This window comes from Celerinatantimonas yamalensis, assembly GCF_046054155.1.
Classification (GTDB): domain Bacteria; phylum Pseudomonadota; class Gammaproteobacteria; order Enterobacterales; family Celerinatantimonadaceae; genus Celerinatantimonas; species Celerinatantimonas yamalensis.
On sequence record NZ_JBEQCT010000006.1, the window covers coordinates 142,250 to 159,420 of the forward strand.

The 17,171-nt window shown below is 44.6% G+C and carries 16 protein-coding genes; 10 read left to right on the top strand and 6 right to left on the bottom strand.

Annotated elements, in window-relative coordinates; genetic code table 11:
* Positions 1 to 3 precede the first annotated feature (3 nt).
* From pstB to pstS, 4 genes are all read right to left on the bottom strand, one after another.
* Positions 4 to 780 (bottom strand): phosphate ABC transporter ATP-binding protein PstB, encoded by a 777-nt coding sequence (pstB, locus tag ABUE30_RS13170; protein WP_408624258.1) that lies wholly within the window; start codon positions 778 to 780, stop codon positions 4 to 6.
* Between the two features lie 47 nt (positions 781 to 827).
* Positions 828 to 1,715: a phosphate ABC transporter permease PstA gene (gene pstA / locus ABUE30_RS13175; RefSeq protein ID WP_408624259.1), complete on the bottom strand. Its 888-nt coding sequence runs from the start codon at positions 1,713 to 1,715 to the stop codon at positions 828 to 830.
* Entirely contained in the window at positions 1,712 to 2,674 is a 963-nt protein-coding gene (pstC, locus tag ABUE30_RS13180; RefSeq protein ID WP_408624260.1) for a phosphate ABC transporter permease PstC, read from the bottom strand. The genes pstA and pstC overlap by 4 nt, the downstream gene beginning before the upstream one ends.
* 89 nt (positions 2,675 to 2,763) lie before the next feature.
* Positions 2,764 to 3,801 carry a phosphate ABC transporter substrate-binding protein PstS gene (gene pstS, locus ABUE30_RS13185; protein ID WP_408624261.1) on the bottom strand — a complete coding sequence of 346 codons (1,038 nt, stop codon included), beginning with the start codon at positions 3,799 to 3,801 and terminating at the stop codon, positions 2,764 to 2,766.
* 478 nt (positions 3,802 to 4,279) lie between these two features.
* Between pstS and glgC the strand changes: the two genes are divergently transcribed.
* The 10 genes from glgC (at position 4,280) to ABUE30_RS13235 (ending at position 12,753) form a co-directional block, all read left to right on the top strand.
* Positions 4,280 to 5,545, top strand: coding sequence for a glucose-1-phosphate adenylyltransferase (gene glgC, locus ABUE30_RS13190; protein WP_408624262.1), 1,266 nt, complete (start codon positions 4,280 to 4,282; stop codon positions 5,543 to 5,545).
* A gap of 291 nt (positions 5,546 to 5,836) precedes the next feature.
* Complete coding sequence (ubiE, locus tag ABUE30_RS13195; protein ID WP_408624263.1) at positions 5,837 to 6,592, top strand: bifunctional demethylmenaquinone methyltransferase/2-methoxy-6-polyprenyl-1,4-benzoquinol methylase UbiE; 756 nt, start codon at positions 5,837 to 5,839, stop codon at positions 6,590 to 6,592.
* An 8-nt stretch (positions 6,593 to 6,600) separates the two neighbouring features.
* Complete coding sequence (locus ABUE30_RS13200) at positions 6,601 to 7,209, top strand: ubiquinone biosynthesis accessory factor UbiJ (protein WP_408624264.1); 609 nt, start codon at positions 6,601 to 6,603, stop codon at positions 7,207 to 7,209.
* A complete protein-coding gene (gene ubiB, locus ABUE30_RS13205) occupies positions 7,199 to 8,824 on the top strand; it encodes a ubiquinone biosynthesis regulatory protein kinase UbiB (protein WP_408624363.1) in 1,626 nt (541 codons plus the stop codon). Before ABUE30_RS13200 ends, ubiB begins: the two co-directional genes overlap by 11 nt.
* Positions 8,825 to 8,856: 32 nt before the next feature.
* Positions 8,857 to 9,069, top strand: a complete 213-nt coding sequence (gene tatA, locus ABUE30_RS13210) for a Sec-independent protein translocase subunit TatA (protein ID WP_408624265.1) — start codon at positions 8,857 to 8,859, stop codon at positions 9,067 to 9,069.
* A 9-nt stretch (positions 9,070 to 9,078) separates the two neighbouring features.
* Positions 9,079 to 9,435 carry a Sec-independent protein translocase protein TatB gene (gene tatB / locus ABUE30_RS13215; RefSeq protein WP_408624266.1) on the top strand — a complete coding sequence of 119 codons (357 nt, stop codon included), beginning with the start codon at positions 9,079 to 9,081 and terminating at the stop codon, positions 9,433 to 9,435.
* Positions 9,425 to 10,201: a twin-arginine translocase subunit TatC gene (tatC, locus tag ABUE30_RS13220; protein ID WP_408624267.1), complete on the top strand. Its 777-nt coding sequence runs from the start codon at positions 9,425 to 9,427 to the stop codon at positions 10,199 to 10,201. Before tatB ends, tatC begins: the two co-directional genes overlap by 11 nt.
* Positions 10,194 to 10,985, top strand: coding sequence for a TatD family hydrolase (locus ABUE30_RS13225; RefSeq protein WP_408624268.1), 792 nt, complete (start codon positions 10,194 to 10,196; stop codon positions 10,983 to 10,985). The genes tatC and ABUE30_RS13225 overlap by 8 nt, the downstream gene beginning before the upstream one ends.
* A 19-nt stretch (positions 10,986 to 11,004) precedes the next feature.
* Complete coding sequence (hemB, locus tag ABUE30_RS13230) at positions 11,005 to 12,012, top strand: porphobilinogen synthase (RefSeq protein ID WP_408624269.1); 1,008 nt, start codon at positions 11,005 to 11,007, stop codon at positions 12,010 to 12,012.
* Between the two features lie 306 nt (positions 12,013 to 12,318).
* Positions 12,319 to 12,753, top strand: coding sequence for a hypothetical protein (locus ABUE30_RS13235; protein WP_408624270.1), 435 nt, complete (start codon positions 12,319 to 12,321; stop codon positions 12,751 to 12,753).
* Positions 12,754 to 13,963: 1,210 nt separating this feature from the next.
* On the opposite strand, the gene ABUE30_RS13240 is transcribed toward ABUE30_RS13235, so the two are convergent.
* Complete coding sequence (locus ABUE30_RS13240) at positions 13,964 to 14,434, bottom strand: Hsp20 family protein (protein WP_408624271.1); 471 nt, start codon at positions 14,432 to 14,434, stop codon at positions 13,964 to 13,966.
* Between the two features lie 301 nt (positions 14,435 to 14,735).
* Positions 14,736 to 17,159 (bottom strand): DNA topoisomerase (ATP-hydrolyzing) subunit B, encoded by a 2,424-nt coding sequence (gene gyrB, locus ABUE30_RS13245; protein WP_408624272.1) that lies wholly within the window; start codon positions 17,157 to 17,159, stop codon positions 14,736 to 14,738.
* Positions 17,160 to 17,171 lie beyond the last annotated feature (12 nt).

Sequence of the window (17,171 nt, forward strand, 5' to 3'; positions counted from 1 at the left end):
TGGTTAACCGTAACGGCCAGTAATATAGTCTTCTGTTTGTCTCTGACCTGGGGTGGTAAATAGGGTGTTGGTATCGTTGAACTCGATAAGTTCCCCTAAGTACATAAAGGCGGTGTAATCAGAACAGCGTGCTGCTTGTTGCATGTTGTGCGTGACGATCACCACGGTATACTCTGATTTTAGCTCACCGATAAGCTCTTCGATCCGCCCCGTTGAGATAGGGTCAAGCGCTGAGCACGGTTCATCGAGTAATAATACTTCAGGACGAATAGCAATACCACGTGCGATACACAAGCGTTGCTGCTGCCCGCCTGACAGACTATGACCGCTATGATTCAACTTGTCTTTGGTTTCTGTCCACAGAGCTGCTTTTTCCAGAGCCCATCGGACTCGCTCATCCATATCTGAGCGTGAAAGTTTTTCAAACAAACGTACCCCAAATGCAATGTTGTCATAAATCGACATCGGAAATGGTGTCGGTTTTTGGAAAACCATGCCAACTTGAGCACGTAGCAATGCCACATCTTGCTTGTCGGCAAGGATATTGTTGCCATCGAGGAGAATTTCCCCTTCAGCTCGCTGCTCTGGGTAGAGACTGTACATTTTGTTAAAGGTGCGCAGTAATGTCGATTTACCGCAGCCAGATGGGCCAATAAACGCGGTCACCTTATTGGTGGCAACATCCATTGAAATGTCTTTCAGTGCGTGAAATTTACCGTAGTAGAAATTCATGTCGCGCACTTGAATTTTGGTATCGAGATTCAAGGTTTCAGTACTCATTCAAACATCTCTCTTTAATCTTGCAGGTCCGACAATCAAGTCGATACTTAGCCATATTTTTTCTTGGCAAAAACAATGCGCGCCAGAATATTAAGCAATAATACAAACACCGTAATCAGCAGTACCCCAGCCCAAGCGAGCTGTTGCCACGAGCTAAAGGCACTCATCGCGAAATTATAGATAATCACTGGCAAACTCGCCGTTGGGTTGGCCAAATCGGTATTGTAGAACTGGTTTGAAAGCGCCGTGAAAAGTAGCGGTGCGGTTTCACCGGCAATACGGGCAATGGCTAACAAAATACCAGTGACAATCCCTGATATAGATGATTTGAGAGTGATTGATGCGATGATCTTCCACTTAGGTGTTCCAAGTGCATAAGCCGCCTCACGCAAACTAAGCGGGACCAGCTTGAGCATATTTTCGGTGGTGCGGATCACAATGGGGATCTGCAGCAGCGCTAAGGATAACACCCCAGCCCAGCCTGAGAAATGGCCGGAATGCACAACGACAATTGAATAGACAAATAGTCCGACAACGATAGATGGTGCTGATAATAAGATGTCGTTAATAAATCGAATTAACCCAGCCATCTTAGAGCTCATACCGTATTCGGCCAGATAGATACCAGCTAAAATCCCTAATGGGGTACCAATAATGGTCGACCAAAAGACAAACAGGCCACTGCCGACAATCGCGTTAGCAAGACCCCCTCCGGCGGTGTTAGGCGGTGGTGTTGACTCAGTAAAAAGTGTCCAACTAATGCCGGATATTCCTCTTGTAAAGGTCGAATATAATATCCATGCTAGCCAGAATAAACCAAAGGCCATGGTCGCCATCGAAAGTATTAATGCAATGCGGTTTTTGCCGCTGCGATAAGCCTGCATTTTGCGCCGAGAAATGGCGAGTTCTTGTATTTGGCGTTCATTCATTTTCATGATTTACGTCCTTCATTTTTTGACAGACGAAGGATCATTAATTTTGATAAGGCTAACACAAAGAATGTAATCGCGAATAAAATCAGCCCTAATTCCATCAATGCTGACGTATGTAAACCTGGCCCAGCTTCAGCAAATTCATTGGCAAGCGCTGAGGTAATACTATTGCCTGGTTGATACAATGAGAAACTGCTCATATTGTAGGTGTTTCCGATCACAAACGTCACCGCCATGGTTTCGCCTAATGCTCGGCCAAGTCCTAACATCACCCCCCCAATCGCACCATTTTTTGTATAGGGGAGAACAATGTGCCAGATCACTTCCCAAGTGGTGCAACCGAGGCCATAAGCTGACTCTTTCATCATCGCAGGGGTGCGCTCGAACACATCACGCATAACCGATGAGATATACGGAATAATCATAATGGCTAAGATCACCCCAGCGGTTAATATACCAATACCAAATGCAGGACCTGAAAATAACTCACCAATGATCGGTACGTTGGCCATGATGTCGCCAACCGGCTGTTGGAAATAGGTTGCAAATAAAGGTGCAAAAATGAACAGTCCCCACATCCCGTAGACGATACTAGGAATCGCGGCCAATAGTTCAATGGCAATTCCAAGAGGGCGTTTTAACCAGTTGGGTGAGAGTTCTGTCAAAAACAGAGCGATCCCAAAGCTCACTGGAACGGCAATCACCAAAGCAATAACCGAAGTGGCTACGGTGCCATAGATAGGAATGAGTGCACCATATTTATCTGCAGGAGGGTCCCACTCTTTGAGCCATAAAAAAGAAAACCCAAATTTATGAATGGTCGGCAAGGACGAAATAATCAAGGATACAATGATGCCACCCAATAGTAATAGCGTCACAATTGCTGCTATGCGAACTAGCGTAGCAAATACGTAGTCAGCATATTTTTTTGGGGCCTTTCTTCGCAGTTGCGCTTCAGCCATAACTCTCTCTTTGTCTTTAAGATAAATAAATTCCCCACCCGGGTGAGGGTAGGGAATGATTACTCAAATCAATCTGTTAGTAAATGGTTTTACCAAATCGCTTTACCGCTAGCATTTTTGAATTTAGTGGCCCATTCGTGTTGAATCACTTTCACTACAGATTCTGGCAGAGGCGCATAATCTAAAGCTTCAGCCAATTTTGGATGTTTGAAACCAAAGTCGACAAACTTCATTACGGCTTTAACGCGAGCAGGATCCGATGGTTTAACATGCATCAGAATGTAAGTTCCTGAAGTAATCGGCCAAGCATGTGCACCAGGTTTGTTGGTCAGATCTTGTTCGAAAGTACGCGCCCAGTCAGCACCAGCAGCTGCTTGGCTGAAGTTATAGCGAGTAGGGCTTAACACTTTACCGTCATGGTTAACCATTTTGGTATAAGTCAAATGGTTCTGTTTAGCATAAGCATACTCAACATAACCGATTGAACCGCGCACACGTTGTACAAATGCTGCTACGCCATCGTTACCTTTACCGCCCAGACCAACAGGCCAATTAACAGTAGTGCCTTGACCAACTTTTTCTTTCCAAGCATTGCTTACTTTAGACAGGTAGCCAGTAAATACAAATGATGTACCTGAACCGTCTGCACGGCGAACAACCGCGATATCAGAGCTTGGCAGGCTTAATCCAGGATTGAGTTTTTCAATCGCAGGGTCATTCCATTTTTTGATTTTACCCAGATAGATATCGGCTAATGTTTTACCATCAAGCACCATCTGACCTGGTTTGATCCCAGGGACGTTAATGGCGACAACAATACCACCTACAACAGTTGGGAATTGTGCTAAACCGTCTTTTGCTAAAGTTGCATCTGACAATGGTTTGTCTGATGCACCAAAATCAACAGTTTTTGCATTGATTTGTTTGATCCCACCTGAAGAACCGATGCTCTGATAGTTCAGTTGTACACCTGTTTTCTTATGGTAATCAGCTGCCCATTTTGAATAGATTGGGCCAGCGAAGCTTGAGCCTGCACCAGTGATTGTTTGTGCAGCCATAGCTGAAAGAGTGGTGAATGACAGGGTTGCAGCCATAATTCCTGCAACAGTCGTACGCATCAATTTCATGATCCCTCCTAATGGGATTAGCCGAATCGACATCATTGTCTGATTCATCAAATAGGTTATCAACGTCTTGCAAGGTAGATGAATTCCATGACAAGGATATTTCTTTTTTATGACATTATTGTGACACAACTAGTAAATGAGTGAAATTTATTCGGATAAAACGCTATGGCGGCGAGAAATTCTTGGTGCTGACTGCTATTAGCGTATCAGCTCATCTTAGTCGCTGACGAGGCATGATTACAGCCACTATGAATAGGATATTTATTTATTGTTTATTTAGTTATTTTCAGCGAAATGATGACGATTGACTAAGCTAATAAGGGGGGAGTATTCCAGATACTTTAGCAAATAATTGAGTATTGGGTTGGGTGTCCGTTGTCATCCCCTCAAAGCCGAATGGTCAGGCGCTTTGAACTGGCCACGGTGAATGTAAGTCAATTGAACTATTAGTAGGGGCTGTCAAAGGAGTTTTTATTCTATGTCTGAAAACCGTTATTCACACGTTTCGAGTAATCGTTTGATTCGAGGTACAACGGCGATGATTTTAGCCGGTGGCAAAGGAACCCGATTACGTGAGCTGACCAACAGAGTGGCTAAACCTGCGGTCTCATTTGGGGGAAAGTATCGAATCATTGATTTTACGTTATCAAATTGCGTGAATTCAGGGATTCGGCGAATAGGTGTGCTCACTCAATACATGGCGCATGATCTGATCATGCATCTGTTATCTGGATGGCAATTTTTCAATTCTGCGTTAGATGAGCAAGTTAGCATTATTCCGGCTCAGCAACGCACCGGAGAGGAGTGGTACCGTGGTACAGCGGATGCGATCTATCAAAATCTCGATCTGATCGACAGTGAACGTTTTGATCGCGTACTGATTTTAGGTGGTGATCATGTTTATAAAATGGATTACTCCCGCATGGTGAATTTTCATGCCGAAAATGACGCTGAAGTGACAGTTGCGTGTATTCGCACGCCACTGGATAAGGCGACATCCTTTGGCGTGATGGGGCTGTCTAAAGATGGCCGGGTTGAAAGCTTTGATGAAAAGCCTTCTGATCCTAAGTGCGATCCATACAGCCCTGATCATGCATTAGTGTCGATGGGGATCTACATTTTTAATACCGATGTGCTCGATGCTGAGCTACGAGCAGCCTTACTACAGCCAGGCTATGCACATGATTTTGGGCACAATATTATCCCATCACTGTTGGATAAAAGGCGTGTGTTTGGTTATGTGTTTGGTGCCAATGGCCACCCCGGCAATAATGGTTACTGGCGAGATGTTGGTGATCTAGATGCTTATTATGAAGCGAGTATGGATCTACTTGCTCCTGAACCAGAGCTCAATATGTATGATGCGCAGTGGCCAATTATTACGGATCAAAAACAGCGTCCAGGGGCTAAATTTGTCTTCGACGATGATGATCGGCGCGGCTATGCGGTCGACTCGATGCTTTCGGCGGGAGTGATTGTGTCAGGCGCTTATATCAAACACTCATTATTGTCGTTTGATGTCCGTGTTGAAGAGCATAGTAACGTGCATGATTGTGTGCTATTACCGGGTGCTCAAGTGGGAAAAAATTGTCAGTTACACAAAGTGATTCTTGCCGAAAATTGCGTCATCCCAGATGGGATGCAGATAGGGATCAATCCTGAGGATGATAAAGCCCGATTTACTGTCTCTGATAATGGTGTGGTGCTTGTCACGAATGAAATGCTTACTAGCGAGCGCACATAACATCAGCTAAGCGGTTATCGGCTTGGCTAAGTTGACTTGCTGCATGTGGTCACTCGCATGGCGGGTTGAGCATTTTATAAATTGGTTTGTCAAAGAGAGTACTGTCATCATGACGGTGCTCTTATTTTTAGTGTTGATGAGCGCTATCATTGTCTTCCCTCCATGGATATAGCTGGCCATAAGTCACTCCCTTGGCTGATAAATATTAGTAACGCTAACGGAAGTCATTTGGCTATACGTGACCCATCAAGTAAACTAACTCATCATATTTAGGTTGTCAGGACGAACTCCATGAACAAGCACGAGGATGAAACTACCGATTTTGGTTTTACGCAAGTTGATAAATCCAAAAAAGCTGATTTAGTCGCCGATGTATTCCACTCTGTTGCGGCTAAATATGACATCATGAATGATCTGATGTCGATGGGGATCCATCGATTATGGAAGCGTTTTACAATTGACCGCAGCGGTATTCGTCCCGGTCAGAAAGTTCTCGATTTAGCAGGCGGTACTGGGGATCTAACGGCAAAATTTTCGCGGTTGACCGGTCCAACTGGGCAAGTGGTTTTGGCCGATATAAATGACTCGATGCTCAAAGTGGGACGGGCGAAGTTACGTAACCGTGGGATTGCCGATAATGTTCGCTTTGTTCAAGCCAATGCCGAAGCGCTGCCGTTCCCTGATGATTTCTTTGATCTCATCACAATTAGTTTTGGACTACGTAATGTGACCGACAAAGACAAAGCGTTGGCCTCGATGTTTCGTGTTCTTAAACCCGGTGGACGGTTACTGATCTTAGAATTCTCTAAACCTCAGTATCAGCTCTTAAGCAAAGTGTACGATCAATATTCGTTCCGTGTGCTGCCTATGATGGGTAAATTGATTGCCCAAGATTCAGACAGCTATCGCTATTTAGCTGAATCGATTCGCATGCACCCTGATCAAGAAACCTTAAAAGGGATGATGGAACAAGTTGGCTTTGAAAAGGTCGAATATTTCAATCTGACAGGTGGGATCGTTGCCTTGCATCGAGGCTATAAATTTTAGGAGTGAGCATGCCATTTGCGCCACTAGTATCAGCTTGTATCGAGCTAGTTAGTAATCACTATCTTAATCTAGATGATGACAGCCCGCAGCGTTTGTCGGCGCTCTGTGGGCGGGTGATTGCCATTGATATTTCCCCTTTTCCCGAGCTCTTTTTTAGTGTTTCAGATAGTCAGCTCGACGTCTTGCAGCATTATTCAGGCAAACCTGATAGCCAGTTGCGGCTCGCTGCGTGGAGTTTGCCTAAGCTGGTCGACCCGAACCGACTGCCTGAGTTGATCAAAAGCGATGAGGTGTCACTTGCCGGCGATATCCGCTTGATCCAGCAGTTTGCTGCATTATTCAGTGAGGTCGAGCCGGAGCTCGAAGATAAGCTTGCTCAATTTATAGGCGATGGGTTAGCGCATTTATTGTTTCGACAAGTATACCGAGTCAGTGCCAGCTTGCGTCAGTTTTGGCAATCTGGGTTACAAAACGCGACGGCTCTGAGTGTCGAAGAATGGCATCTTACTCCCGGAAAGACCGAGTTTTCTGTGTTCGCGAGCGATGTGGCGACACTCCAAATTGATGTTGATGCGTTAGCCGCTCGTTTGCAGCAGGTGTGCCATGATGGGAATTAAAGCCATGTTGCGCTTTTGGGTGATTATTCGCACTATGTGCCAGTTTGGCATTGATGATGCGATCCCAAAACGGTTTTGGCCGTGGCCACTGCGTTTTGCGCGTAATTGTCTATTTTTTTGGCCTAATCGGCATAAAGATAAAGCCATTGGTGAACGCTTGCGCTTAGCACTTGAATCACTAGGACCGGTTTTTGTGAAGTTAGGCCAAATGCTCTCCACTCGGCGTGATTTGCTTGCGCCTGAAATTGCCCAGTCACTGGCCATGCTACAAGATCAAGTTACTCCGTTTCCTGGTGCAGCGGCGCGCCAACGCATTGAAGATGCTTTGGGACAGCCGATTGAGGCTATATTTAGTGAGTTTGATGTTAAGCCATTAGCTTCAGCATCAATTGCTCAAGTGCATTGTGCCACGCTACGCTCAAATGGCGCCAAGGTGGTAGTGAAGGTGATTCGTCCGAAAATTGATGAAATCATCGATTCGGATGTGAGCTTAATGCGCCGGTTTGCACGCGTGATTCGGCTTATTCCAGATGCCCGCCGGTTGCGGCCTGTAGAGGTGATAGAAGAGTATCGACGCACCTTACTTGATGAGTTAGATCTTATCCGAGAAGCAGCCAATGCGATTCAACTGCGGCGTAATTTTGAAGGCTCAAATCAGCTTTATATTCCTGAAGTTTACAGCGATTTGTGTCATACCAATGTCATGGTTATGGAGCGCATCTATGGGATCCCAGTTTCGGATGTGGAGCGCTTGGTTGCTCAAGGAACCAATCTCAAATTGCTCGCAGAGCGAGGTGTTGAAGTCTTTTTTACCCAAGTTTTTCGGGATAGCTTTTTTCACGCGGATATGCACCCTGGCAACGTATTTGTCTCCTATGAACATCCTGAAGATCCGTTATATATCGGTATCGATTGTGGCATCGTGGGCACCTTAAATCGGGAAGATAAGCGCTATTTGGCCGAAAATTTTTTGGCTTTTTTTCATCGTGATTATCGGATGGTGGCGCAGTTACATGTTGACTCTGGTTGGGTGCCTGCTGATACCAATGTTAATGAATTTGAAGCGGCTATTCGCACCGTCTGTGAGCCCATCTTTGAAAAACCTCTTTCGGATATATCATTTGGCCATGTGTTACTGAATTTATTTAACACCGCACGACGTTTTAACATGGAAGTGCAGCCCCAGCTGGTATTGTTGCAAAAAACCTTGTTATACATTGAAGGGTTAGGGCGACAGCTTTATCCTCAGCTGGACTTATGGCAAACAGCTAAGCCATTTTTAGAGCGCTGGATGCGCCATCAAGTTGGACCGGGTGCGCTACTTGATGCAATTAAAGCAAAAGCGCCCTATTGGGCCGAGAAATTTCCAGAGATCCCTGAATTAATTTATGATAATTTGCAATTAGCACGTCGTCACCAACAGAATTTTGGTGACCTGTCTAGTCGCTATATGCAGCGCCAGCGAGCTCGTCAAGCGAGTCTGTTTTATGGCTTAGGGGGAAGCGGCTGTTTGATTAGCGCTTCAATTTTATATAGTTCAAGTATTGAACTGGCCACAACTTTTGCAACAATCGCTTTAGTATTATGGTTACTAGGTTGGCGCAAGCTGCATTAGTTTGAGTGCTAGAGCGTTTTAAGGAGTCCGCTATGGGTGGTATTAGTATTTGGCAGTTACTGATTATTGCAGTGATTGTTGTGTTGTTATTTGGCACTAAGCGCCTACGCGGCATGGGTGGCGATTTGGGGCAAGCCGTCAAAGGGTTTAAAGATGCGATGAGCGACGACAAACCTAGCGATCATGCCAATCAGGCTCAACAGCGTCAGCACGATGACGATAAAGACGATAAGACGTTACGGTAAGCGGCGATTATGTTCGACATTGGGTTTTGGGAACTGGTGCTGTGTGCCGTAGTCGGGCTCATTGTTTTAGGCCCTGAACGGTTGCCTAGTGCGATCCGTGGTGTGATGCGCTGGGTATATACGATTCGCAGTATGGCCAACCAGGTCAAAGAAGACTTAGAAAAAGAGATCCAACTCAAAGAACTGCGCGAGGAAGTTGATAAGGCTCGGCAGTCCGCTCGTCTGATTGGTGGACAAATTAAAGATAGTATCGATCTAAGCGAAAAAACTAATAGCCCTCACTCTGAATGTGCTTCAGAAGATGTCAACACAGCGCCTTCGTCAGAGTCCGTTATAGCTACGACCAAGGAATCTGATGAGCGATAGTGATGATGCAGTAAATCAGAACTCACCACTGATTGATCACCTACTAGAACTGCGACGGCGAATGTTGGCAAGTTTAGCCAGCATTTTGCTGATTTTTCTCTGCCTTGTATATTTTTCTGACAAAATTTATGCGCTTGTAGCGAAACCGCTCTTGGCGGTACTTCCTGCGCATGCCTCGATGATTGCAACTGATATTACCGCGCCGCTACTTACACCGATAAAACTCACCATCGTGTTTTCGGCGTTGTTGGCACTGCCGTATATCTTGAGTCAAGTTTGGTTATTTATTGCTCCAGGATTATATCTTCATGAGAAGCGACTTATTTTTCCACTGGTAGTCGCCAGTACTTTGCTCTTTTACTCCGGAATGCTATTTGCCTATTTTGTCATTTTCCCGATTGCGTTTCATTTTTTTACCTCGGTGGCCCCTGCGGGCGTTACGATAGCCACCGATATTTCGAGTTACCTCGATTTTGTGCTGAAGCTATTTTTTGCCTTTGGTACCGCTTTTGAGATCCCCGTTGCGACGGTGTTATTGTGTTGGTCTGGGGTAACGTCTCCTGCGGCGTTGCGAGCCAAGCGTCCTTATGTGATTGTTGCGGTATTTGTGATAGGGATGCTATTAACGCCCCCAGATGTGATCTCTCAAACGTTATTAGCAATCCCGATGTGGTTGTTATTTGAGCTTGGGTTGTTCTTTGCCAAGTTTTATACTGGTAGAGGCGAGCGCCGTTACCATCAAGAGACACCTGATAACGATGATTGATATTGCCTTAAATTTAGCGAGTAGCCAGTTTGACTCCGATCGTGCTGATGTGGTTGAGCGCGCAAGCCAAGCTGGGGTCACCCAATTTTTATTGCTAGCGAGTGAAGTGAACGAGGCCGAACAGTTAGTGCCTATGGCCGAAAGTTTTTCGGGTGCTTATGTAACGGCAGGTTGTCACCCCCATCAAGCCAGTACCTTCCAAACGGGTGATCGTCAGCGCATCGCTCAATTATGTGCGCATCGAAAAGTGGTTGCCGTTGGCGAATGTGGTCTAGATTATAATCGTAACTATAGCGATCCGAGTGTGCAGCGCGATGTCTTTGCGCAGCAGCTTGATATCGCCATAGAGCTGCAAAAGCCGGTATTGCTGCACGAGCGCGATGCCGAGGATGACTTCATGGACATTTTAGCCCCAAGGCTGGCTGAGCTCCCAGCGGCTGTGTTACACTGCTTTACTGGCTCGGCCGGAAGCTTAACGCGTTATTTAGATGCAGGGCTCTATATTGGGATTACCGGTTGGATTTGCGATGAACGTCGCGGCTTAGGTCTACGAAAATTGGTTCCCCAAATCCCAGCCTCTCGATTATTTTTAGAAACCGATGCACCTTACCTATTGCCCCGAGATTTGCCACAAAAGCCTAAAAATCGGCGTAATGAGCCTGGTTATCTGCCCCATATCTACCAAACAGTTGCGACCTTACGAGGCGAGCCTCTTGAGCCATTAATCGCTCAGATTCAAACGAACTTTCAGCAGGTTTTTTTGAATGAAATCTTCTCTAATTAGTCTATAACGGGAGTGTGCTGTGAATGAATTAAGTCAGTTTCCCTTGCGCCGGATGCGACGCCTTCGTGCTCATGATTTTTCTCGCCGGTTGGTTGCTGAAAATCAGCTAACAGTCGATGATCTGATTTATCCAATGTTTGTGCTGGAAGGGAGCGGGCGCATTGAAGAAGTTTCATCAATGCCAGGAGTATTTCGCTACAGTATTGATGAATTAGTCAAAGAAGTTAAAGAGATCGAAGCTTTAGGGATCCCAGTCATTGATCTATTTCCTTATGTTGAATTGGACAAGAAGTCGCTAGGCGCTGAAGAAGCGTACAACGATGATGGGTTAATTCAACGTGCTATTCGAGCGATAAAAGCAGCCTGTCCGGATATCGGCGTGATGACAGATGTGGCGCTTGACCCATTTACCACCCACGGTCAGGATGGCATCATTGATGACAACGGCTATGTGCTCAATGATGTATCCGTTGAGGTATTGGTCAAGCAAGCACTTTCGCATCTAGAAGCTGGTGCTGATGTGATTTCCCCTAGTGACATGATGGATGGACGTATTTTGGCAATGCGTCAAGCTTTTGAAAAAGCTGGTTTTGTTAACGCGCAAATTATGGCTTACTCCGCGAAATACGCATCTTGTTTTTATGGCCCATTCCGGGATGCCATTGGCTCTAATGGCAATATTAAAGGTGGTAATAAAAAGACTTATCAGATGGATCCTGCCAATGGCCGCGAAGCGCTGCAAGAAGTGGGGCTTGATATTCAAGAGGGTGCTGATATGGTGATGATTAAACCAGGTATGCCTTATTTAGATTTAGTGCGCCAAACCAAAGATGCCTTTGGTGTTCCTACCTTTGCCTATCAGGTGAGCGGTGAGTATGCCATGCAGATGGCTGCATTCCAAAATGGCTGGTTAGATGAACGCTCTACAGTGATGGAATCATTACTTTGTTTTAAACGCGCTGGAGCGGATGGTATTTTAACCTATTTTGCCAAGCGTGTAGCGCAGTGGCTTAACGAAAAAAAATAGCCGACTATTAAAATTATATCTGCTAAAAGCACCTATAAGTAGGTGCTTTTTACGATCTACCTATTTTGGCATCTCGTTATGATTGTGCCGCCCATCTAGATTTAACTGTTCAGTCATCTATAGCTTAGAGTGTTTTTATATTTGTGGGCATCAGTCAGTCGTTATGCGATTGACATTTAACAGTCTGGCTAGGTGAATAGCAAAGCTGTATAAAGTGCCAATATGCTGTGCTGTTCGCTGTTGTCTAGAAATCATTCTGTTATTATCAAAGTAGCTAGCAAAAGAGCGAAATAAGAGGGAGTCAAGATGAGACATATCTATCGGTGGTCTATTATACTGGCTATTTTATTATTATCAGGATGTGCAAAGCAGCTTACACAGCAGCGGAGTATTTCAATCGACCAGCCTATTTATTTGCGCGGGGTATTTACTTGGTGGGATGCAGAGTCTCAATATCAGCTTCATCCAGTGGCTGGACATTCTGGACTTTGGATGACGCAGATTGAGCTAATTGCTGATGGCCAACCATATGAATGGAAGATTGGCGATAAGGATTGGCAGTGTGGTACCGATTTTGGTTATTTGTCTGATGATAGCCCAATGGTGTTAGGGCAGTCACGTGCTGTCGATAGTTGTGCACAATTTAACAGTTTGAAATTCACGCCAAAGCAAGATGGATTTTATCAGTTCTACTTAGATGTGAGTCATCAGCCAGCGATCGTCTACATCAACAAAAAGTAGACCGTTTGATCGAAGATTAGAATTTGTTTCACGTGAAACATAACGTGAACATATCAGTATTCTAAACTAGCCGTGTTGAGCCATGGCTCAGAGATTTACTTGTGGGCGTTTTTAAACCGTGCTAGTCAAAGGTAAAGGGTGTAACTAAATTGTTTCACGTGAAACAATTAATAAAAGAAAGTGTGTTTTTGTAGCGGCGGCGGCGCGGATTGATCGAACTGCCTATCGTTATTCTCCATTTCTGTAATGCTTCAAGGAGGCTATGATCTATTTAAATTGCTGAGCTAAGAGCTGCTGTTGTAGATCAGTTGTTATTAAGGGGTGAAGTGACGCAATTTAAAAACGCCTTGATTTGGCCTCGCGCGTGTTACGCGACTTAAAGCTGACTGACTTATTATTGTCGTGATCGCCGAAGTAAAATTGACCTGCCCACGGAGTTATACGTTATCTTACTCCTTGTTATCCACTTTCTAGAATGGCCAGTCTTCTTCTTGCGGCGTCTTCTCTCAGCCTCAGTCGATGCCTTTTTCCGCTGATCTATGCTGTGTGGCAAGGGCGGGGAACGAATAGATTGTTGTCTTAGGTGGGCCAATTTTATGTTCGCTGCTATTAGCTAAGCTTGTTGGTCATTTTTATATTGGCATTTAAAAACGCACTATCAGTGGTTTCACGTGAAACACATTAAGAAAATATTACAATGGATAGTTGTGACTAATTTGCTAGAGGTAGGAACATTACTCTTGGATAATACCTTGTTCGTCCAAGTGCCAAAGCATAAAAATAGGTATTGTTTCACGTGAAACAATACCTATTGAAAATCCTGCTTGTCTCGATTTGCTATCTTTAAAGTACGTAACTTTACTATGTTGCCATGCAGATACTAGATCTCGCAACTCACACCAATATGTCTGTCTCTACTTTTGGCGAGAAATTTATCGGTCATTCTGGATAACTCAATCTGGCTGCTGATGCTGATCATGGAGAAAACTGCAATAACTAGAATCAGGATAATTGGGGGAGGGCTGGCCACATTCAGATTAATATGAGTTTCTCGGCTGATTAGTCTTCTAGCTAGCGCTTTCATCATACGTTATGAAGGGTTAAAGTTAGTTCTCATTAAAAAGGCCCAGTATTCACTGGGCCCAAATTTATCGAATTATATCGGTATATTTCTTTGCTACGAAATATGTGCACCTAATTACAAATCATTTTAAGCATTTTCAATGAGATCAGGTGTTCTCCCGGCTCGAATCTCAATTTTTTTAGGTTTCAATTCTTCAGGTATCTCACGAATCAAGTCGATATTCAATAAGCCATTTTCGATATTGGCTGCATGGACTTTGACATGATCGGCCAACTGATAGCGCCGTTCAAAGCCACGTTCAGCAATTCCTTGATAAAGGAATTTTCGCTCTTGAGTGGCGACATCCTCATCGTTTGCTTTTTTACCTGTAACGACTAGTGTGTTTTCATGGCTAGTAATATCTAACTCGGCTTCACTAAAACCTGCAACTGCAAGAGTAATTCGATAGTGATTGTCCCCGACCAACTCTATATTATATGGGGGATAACCATTACCGTTTTGTGCTGAAGCGCTTGCTGCTGCTTCGACAAGATTGGCTAAGCGATCAAAACCGATAGCACTACGATAAAGTGGGGTAAAATCAAATTGACTACGCATTGTATAATCCTCTTAATTGAGCAATTAATGCAATGATTCGATGAAATCATCCAAATCATTACGAGTTTAAACGTATTGTGTGGTCCTCATTGGCTCCACAATAATAAAGATGGGTGCACGGTTAAATTTTTCAAGGGTTATACAACTAAATTTTTTATAAAAATGAGACTGTCTTTTTAAATTTATTTATAACTGATTGAATTTTTTAGTTTTTTTGTGACAGTGAAAAAAGGAAATAAAAAAGCCAGGAGACCCTGGCTTTGAATGAACTGTTAATATCTTACTAAGATGTGAGGTTACGCTAGATATCTAGGTTCGCTACATTCAATGCATTCATTTCGATAAATTCACGACGTGGCTCAACTTGGTCTCCCATGAGTGTGGTGAATAATCGATCGCAGGCAACGGCATCTTCAATGGTCACTTGAAGCATCCGACGCGAGTCCGGATCCATCGTTGTTTCCCACAGCTGATCGGGGTTCATCTCACCTAGCCCTTTGTAGCGCTGTACTGAAATACCCTTTTTCGAATCATTCATCAACCAACTAAGCGCATCTTCAAAGGTTTGTACGGGGTATTTTTTATTCCCGCGCTCCACATAGGCACCTTCTTCAAGCAAATTACCAATCACTTGGCCGAGTTCAACAATCTTGCCATATTCATGGCTTTCGAAAAACTCATGTTCGAACTGATATTGTGTGTCAACGCCATGCATCCGATGAGAGACTTTGGGTTGATACACGGGTAGTTCTGGGTGTTTTTCGATAATTGTTTCATAATAATTGCCGCTAGGTAGCCGGGCATTGATCGGTGCAATGAGTTCATCCATCCATTGGCGAGTCGCCGCTTCGTCTTTTAACATTTCAGGCTGCAGGGTTCGATGATAGATCATCTGGTCGAGCAATTGTTTCGGATAACGTCTTGCGAGACGATCAATCATTTTTTGCACAGTTCTGTATTGGCGAACCATGCTTTCTAATGTTTCCCCACTAATTGCGGGGGCATGCTCGCTGACATGCAAACTTGAATCATCCAAAGCAAGCGATGTGAAGTATTCAATTAACGCAACATCATCTTTAATATACGTTTCTTGCTTGCCCTTTTTCATTTTATATAGAGGGGGCTGGGCAATGTAGACATAACCACGTTCGATAATCTCTGGCATTTGCCGATAAAAGAAGGTGAGCAGCAGGGTCCGAATATGTGAACCATCAACATCGGCATCGGTCATAATAATGATGTAGTGATAGCGAGTTTTATCTGGATTATACTCATCACGGCCAATACCACAGCCTAGTGCCGTAATTAGTGTTGCCACTTCTTGTGACGAAAGCATTTTGTCAAAGCGAGCCTTCTCAACGTTTAGAATTTTACCTTTGAGGGGGAGAACGGCTTGGTTTTTGCGGTTACGCGCCTGTTTTGCACTGCCACCGGCAGAGTCCCCTTCCACAAGGTATAGTTCAGATAGACCAGGGTTTTTTTCCTGACAATCGGCCAATTTACCGGGTAGACCTGCTAAATCAAGAGCACCTTTGCGGCGGGTCATTTCACGGGCTTTACGAGCGGCTTCACGGGCGCGAGCTGCATCGACAATTTTTTGTGTGATACATTTTGCGTCATTTGGCTGTTCGAGTAAAAATTCGCTAAATTTTTCTCCCATGCTCTGTTCGACGGCTGTTTTAACCTCGGAAGAAACCAGTTTATCTTTGGTTTGGCTTGAAAATTTAGGATCTGGTACTTTCACGGAAATGACCGCAGTGAGTCCTTCACGGGCATCTTCGCCGGCGGCACTGGTCTTATTCTTCTTGTTGTTACCTGCCTCTTTATCCATGTAGCTGTTTAAAGTGCGGGTAAGGGCTGCACGAAAACCAGCTAAATGAGCGCCTCCATCACGTTGCGGAATATTGTTAGTGAAGCAATAGATATTCTCTTGATAGCTATCATTCCACTGCATGGCAATTTCCACGGTAATACCATCGTCTTCTCTGTCACAGCTAAAGTAGAATGGCTTATCATGGATCAGTGTTTTATTGTGATTTAAAAACTCAACAAAGGCTCGGATCCCGCCTTCATACATGAAATGATCTTCACGATTATCGCGTTCATCACGCAGTATAATAGAGACCCCTGAGTTCAAAAATGACAGCTCACGCAGGCGCTTCGCCAAGATTTCGTAATGGAATAAGACATCAGCAAAGACTTCTGAACTAGGCCAAAAACGAATGGCGGTCCCTGTTTGGGCTGTTTCACCAATCTGCTTTAATGGTTCAACAGGCTCACCAAGGCGGTAATACTGCTCATAGACATGGCCTTGACGACGAACAACCAGTTTAAGTTTACTCGATAGCGCGTTGACCACCGAAATCCCTACGCCATGTAGGCCGCCTGATACTTTATAAGAGTTATCGTCAAATTTGCCGCCAGCATGCAGGACCGTCATGATCACTTGCGCTGCAGAAACGCCTTCCTCTTCGTGTAAGTCGACCGGGATGCCACGACCATCATCAGTGACAGAAACGGAACCATCGCTGTGGATTGTGACGACAATATCTTTACAGTAGCCTGCTAATGTTTCATCAATGGAGTTATCGACAACTTCAAAGACCATGTGATGTAGGCCGGTACCATCATCGGTATCCCCAATATACATCCCTGGACGCTTTCTCACTGCATCAAGGCCTTTTAAAACCTTAATACTTGACGAACCATAATTATTTTCAGCCATGTTTCGCTCTCG

Excerpts from the sequence above, each read along its gene's own strand:
- pstA (WP_408624259.1), bottom strand. The coding sequence starts at position 1,715 with ATGAAAATGAATGAACGCCAAATACAAGAACTCGCCATTTCTCGGCGC.
- gyrB (WP_408624272.1), bottom strand. The coding sequence starts at position 17,159 with ATGGCTGAAAATAATTATGGTTCGTCAAGTATTAAGGTTTTAAAAGGC.
- ABUE30_RS13200 (WP_408624264.1), top strand. The coding sequence starts at position 6,601 with ATGCCATTTGCGCCACTAGTATCAGCTTGTATCGAGCTAGTTAGTAAT.
- tatC (WP_408624267.1), top strand. The coding sequence starts at position 9,425 with ATGAGCGATAGTGATGATGCAGTAAATCAGAACTCACCACTGATTGAT.
- tatB (WP_408624266.1), top strand. The coding sequence starts at position 9,079 with ATGTTCGACATTGGGTTTTGGGAACTGGTGCTGTGTGCCGTAGTCGGG.
- ubiE (WP_408624263.1), top strand. The coding sequence starts at position 5,837 with ATGAACAAGCACGAGGATGAAACTACCGATTTTGGTTTTACGCAAGTT.
- glgC (WP_408624262.1), top strand. The coding sequence starts at position 4,280 with ATGTCTGAAAACCGTTATTCACACGTTTCGAGTAATCGTTTGATTCGA.
- pstB (WP_408624258.1), bottom strand. The coding sequence starts at position 780 with ATGAGTACTGAAACCTTGAATCTCGATACCAAAATTCAAGTGCGCGAC.
- pstC (WP_408624260.1), bottom strand. The coding sequence starts at position 2,674 with ATGGCTGAAGCGCAACTGCGAAGAAAGGCCCCAAAAAAATATGCTGAC.
- tatA (WP_408624265.1), top strand. The coding sequence starts at position 8,857 with ATGGGTGGTATTAGTATTTGGCAGTTACTGATTATTGCAGTGATTGTT.
- ABUE30_RS13240 (WP_408624271.1), bottom strand. The coding sequence starts at position 14,434 with ATGCGTAGTCAATTTGATTTTACCCCACTTTATCGTAGTGCTATCGGT.
- ABUE30_RS13225 (WP_408624268.1), top strand. The coding sequence starts at position 10,194 with ATGATTGATATTGCCTTAAATTTAGCGAGTAGCCAGTTTGACTCCGAT.
- pstS (WP_408624261.1), bottom strand. The coding sequence starts at position 3,801 with ATGAAATTGATGCGTACGACTGTTGCAGGAATTATGGCTGCAACCCTG.
- ABUE30_RS13235 (WP_408624270.1), top strand. The coding sequence starts at position 12,319 with ATGAGACATATCTATCGGTGGTCTATTATACTGGCTATTTTATTATTA.
- ubiB (WP_408624363.1), top strand. The coding sequence starts at position 7,199 with ATGGGAATTAAAGCCATGTTGCGCTTTTGGGTGATTATTCGCACTATG.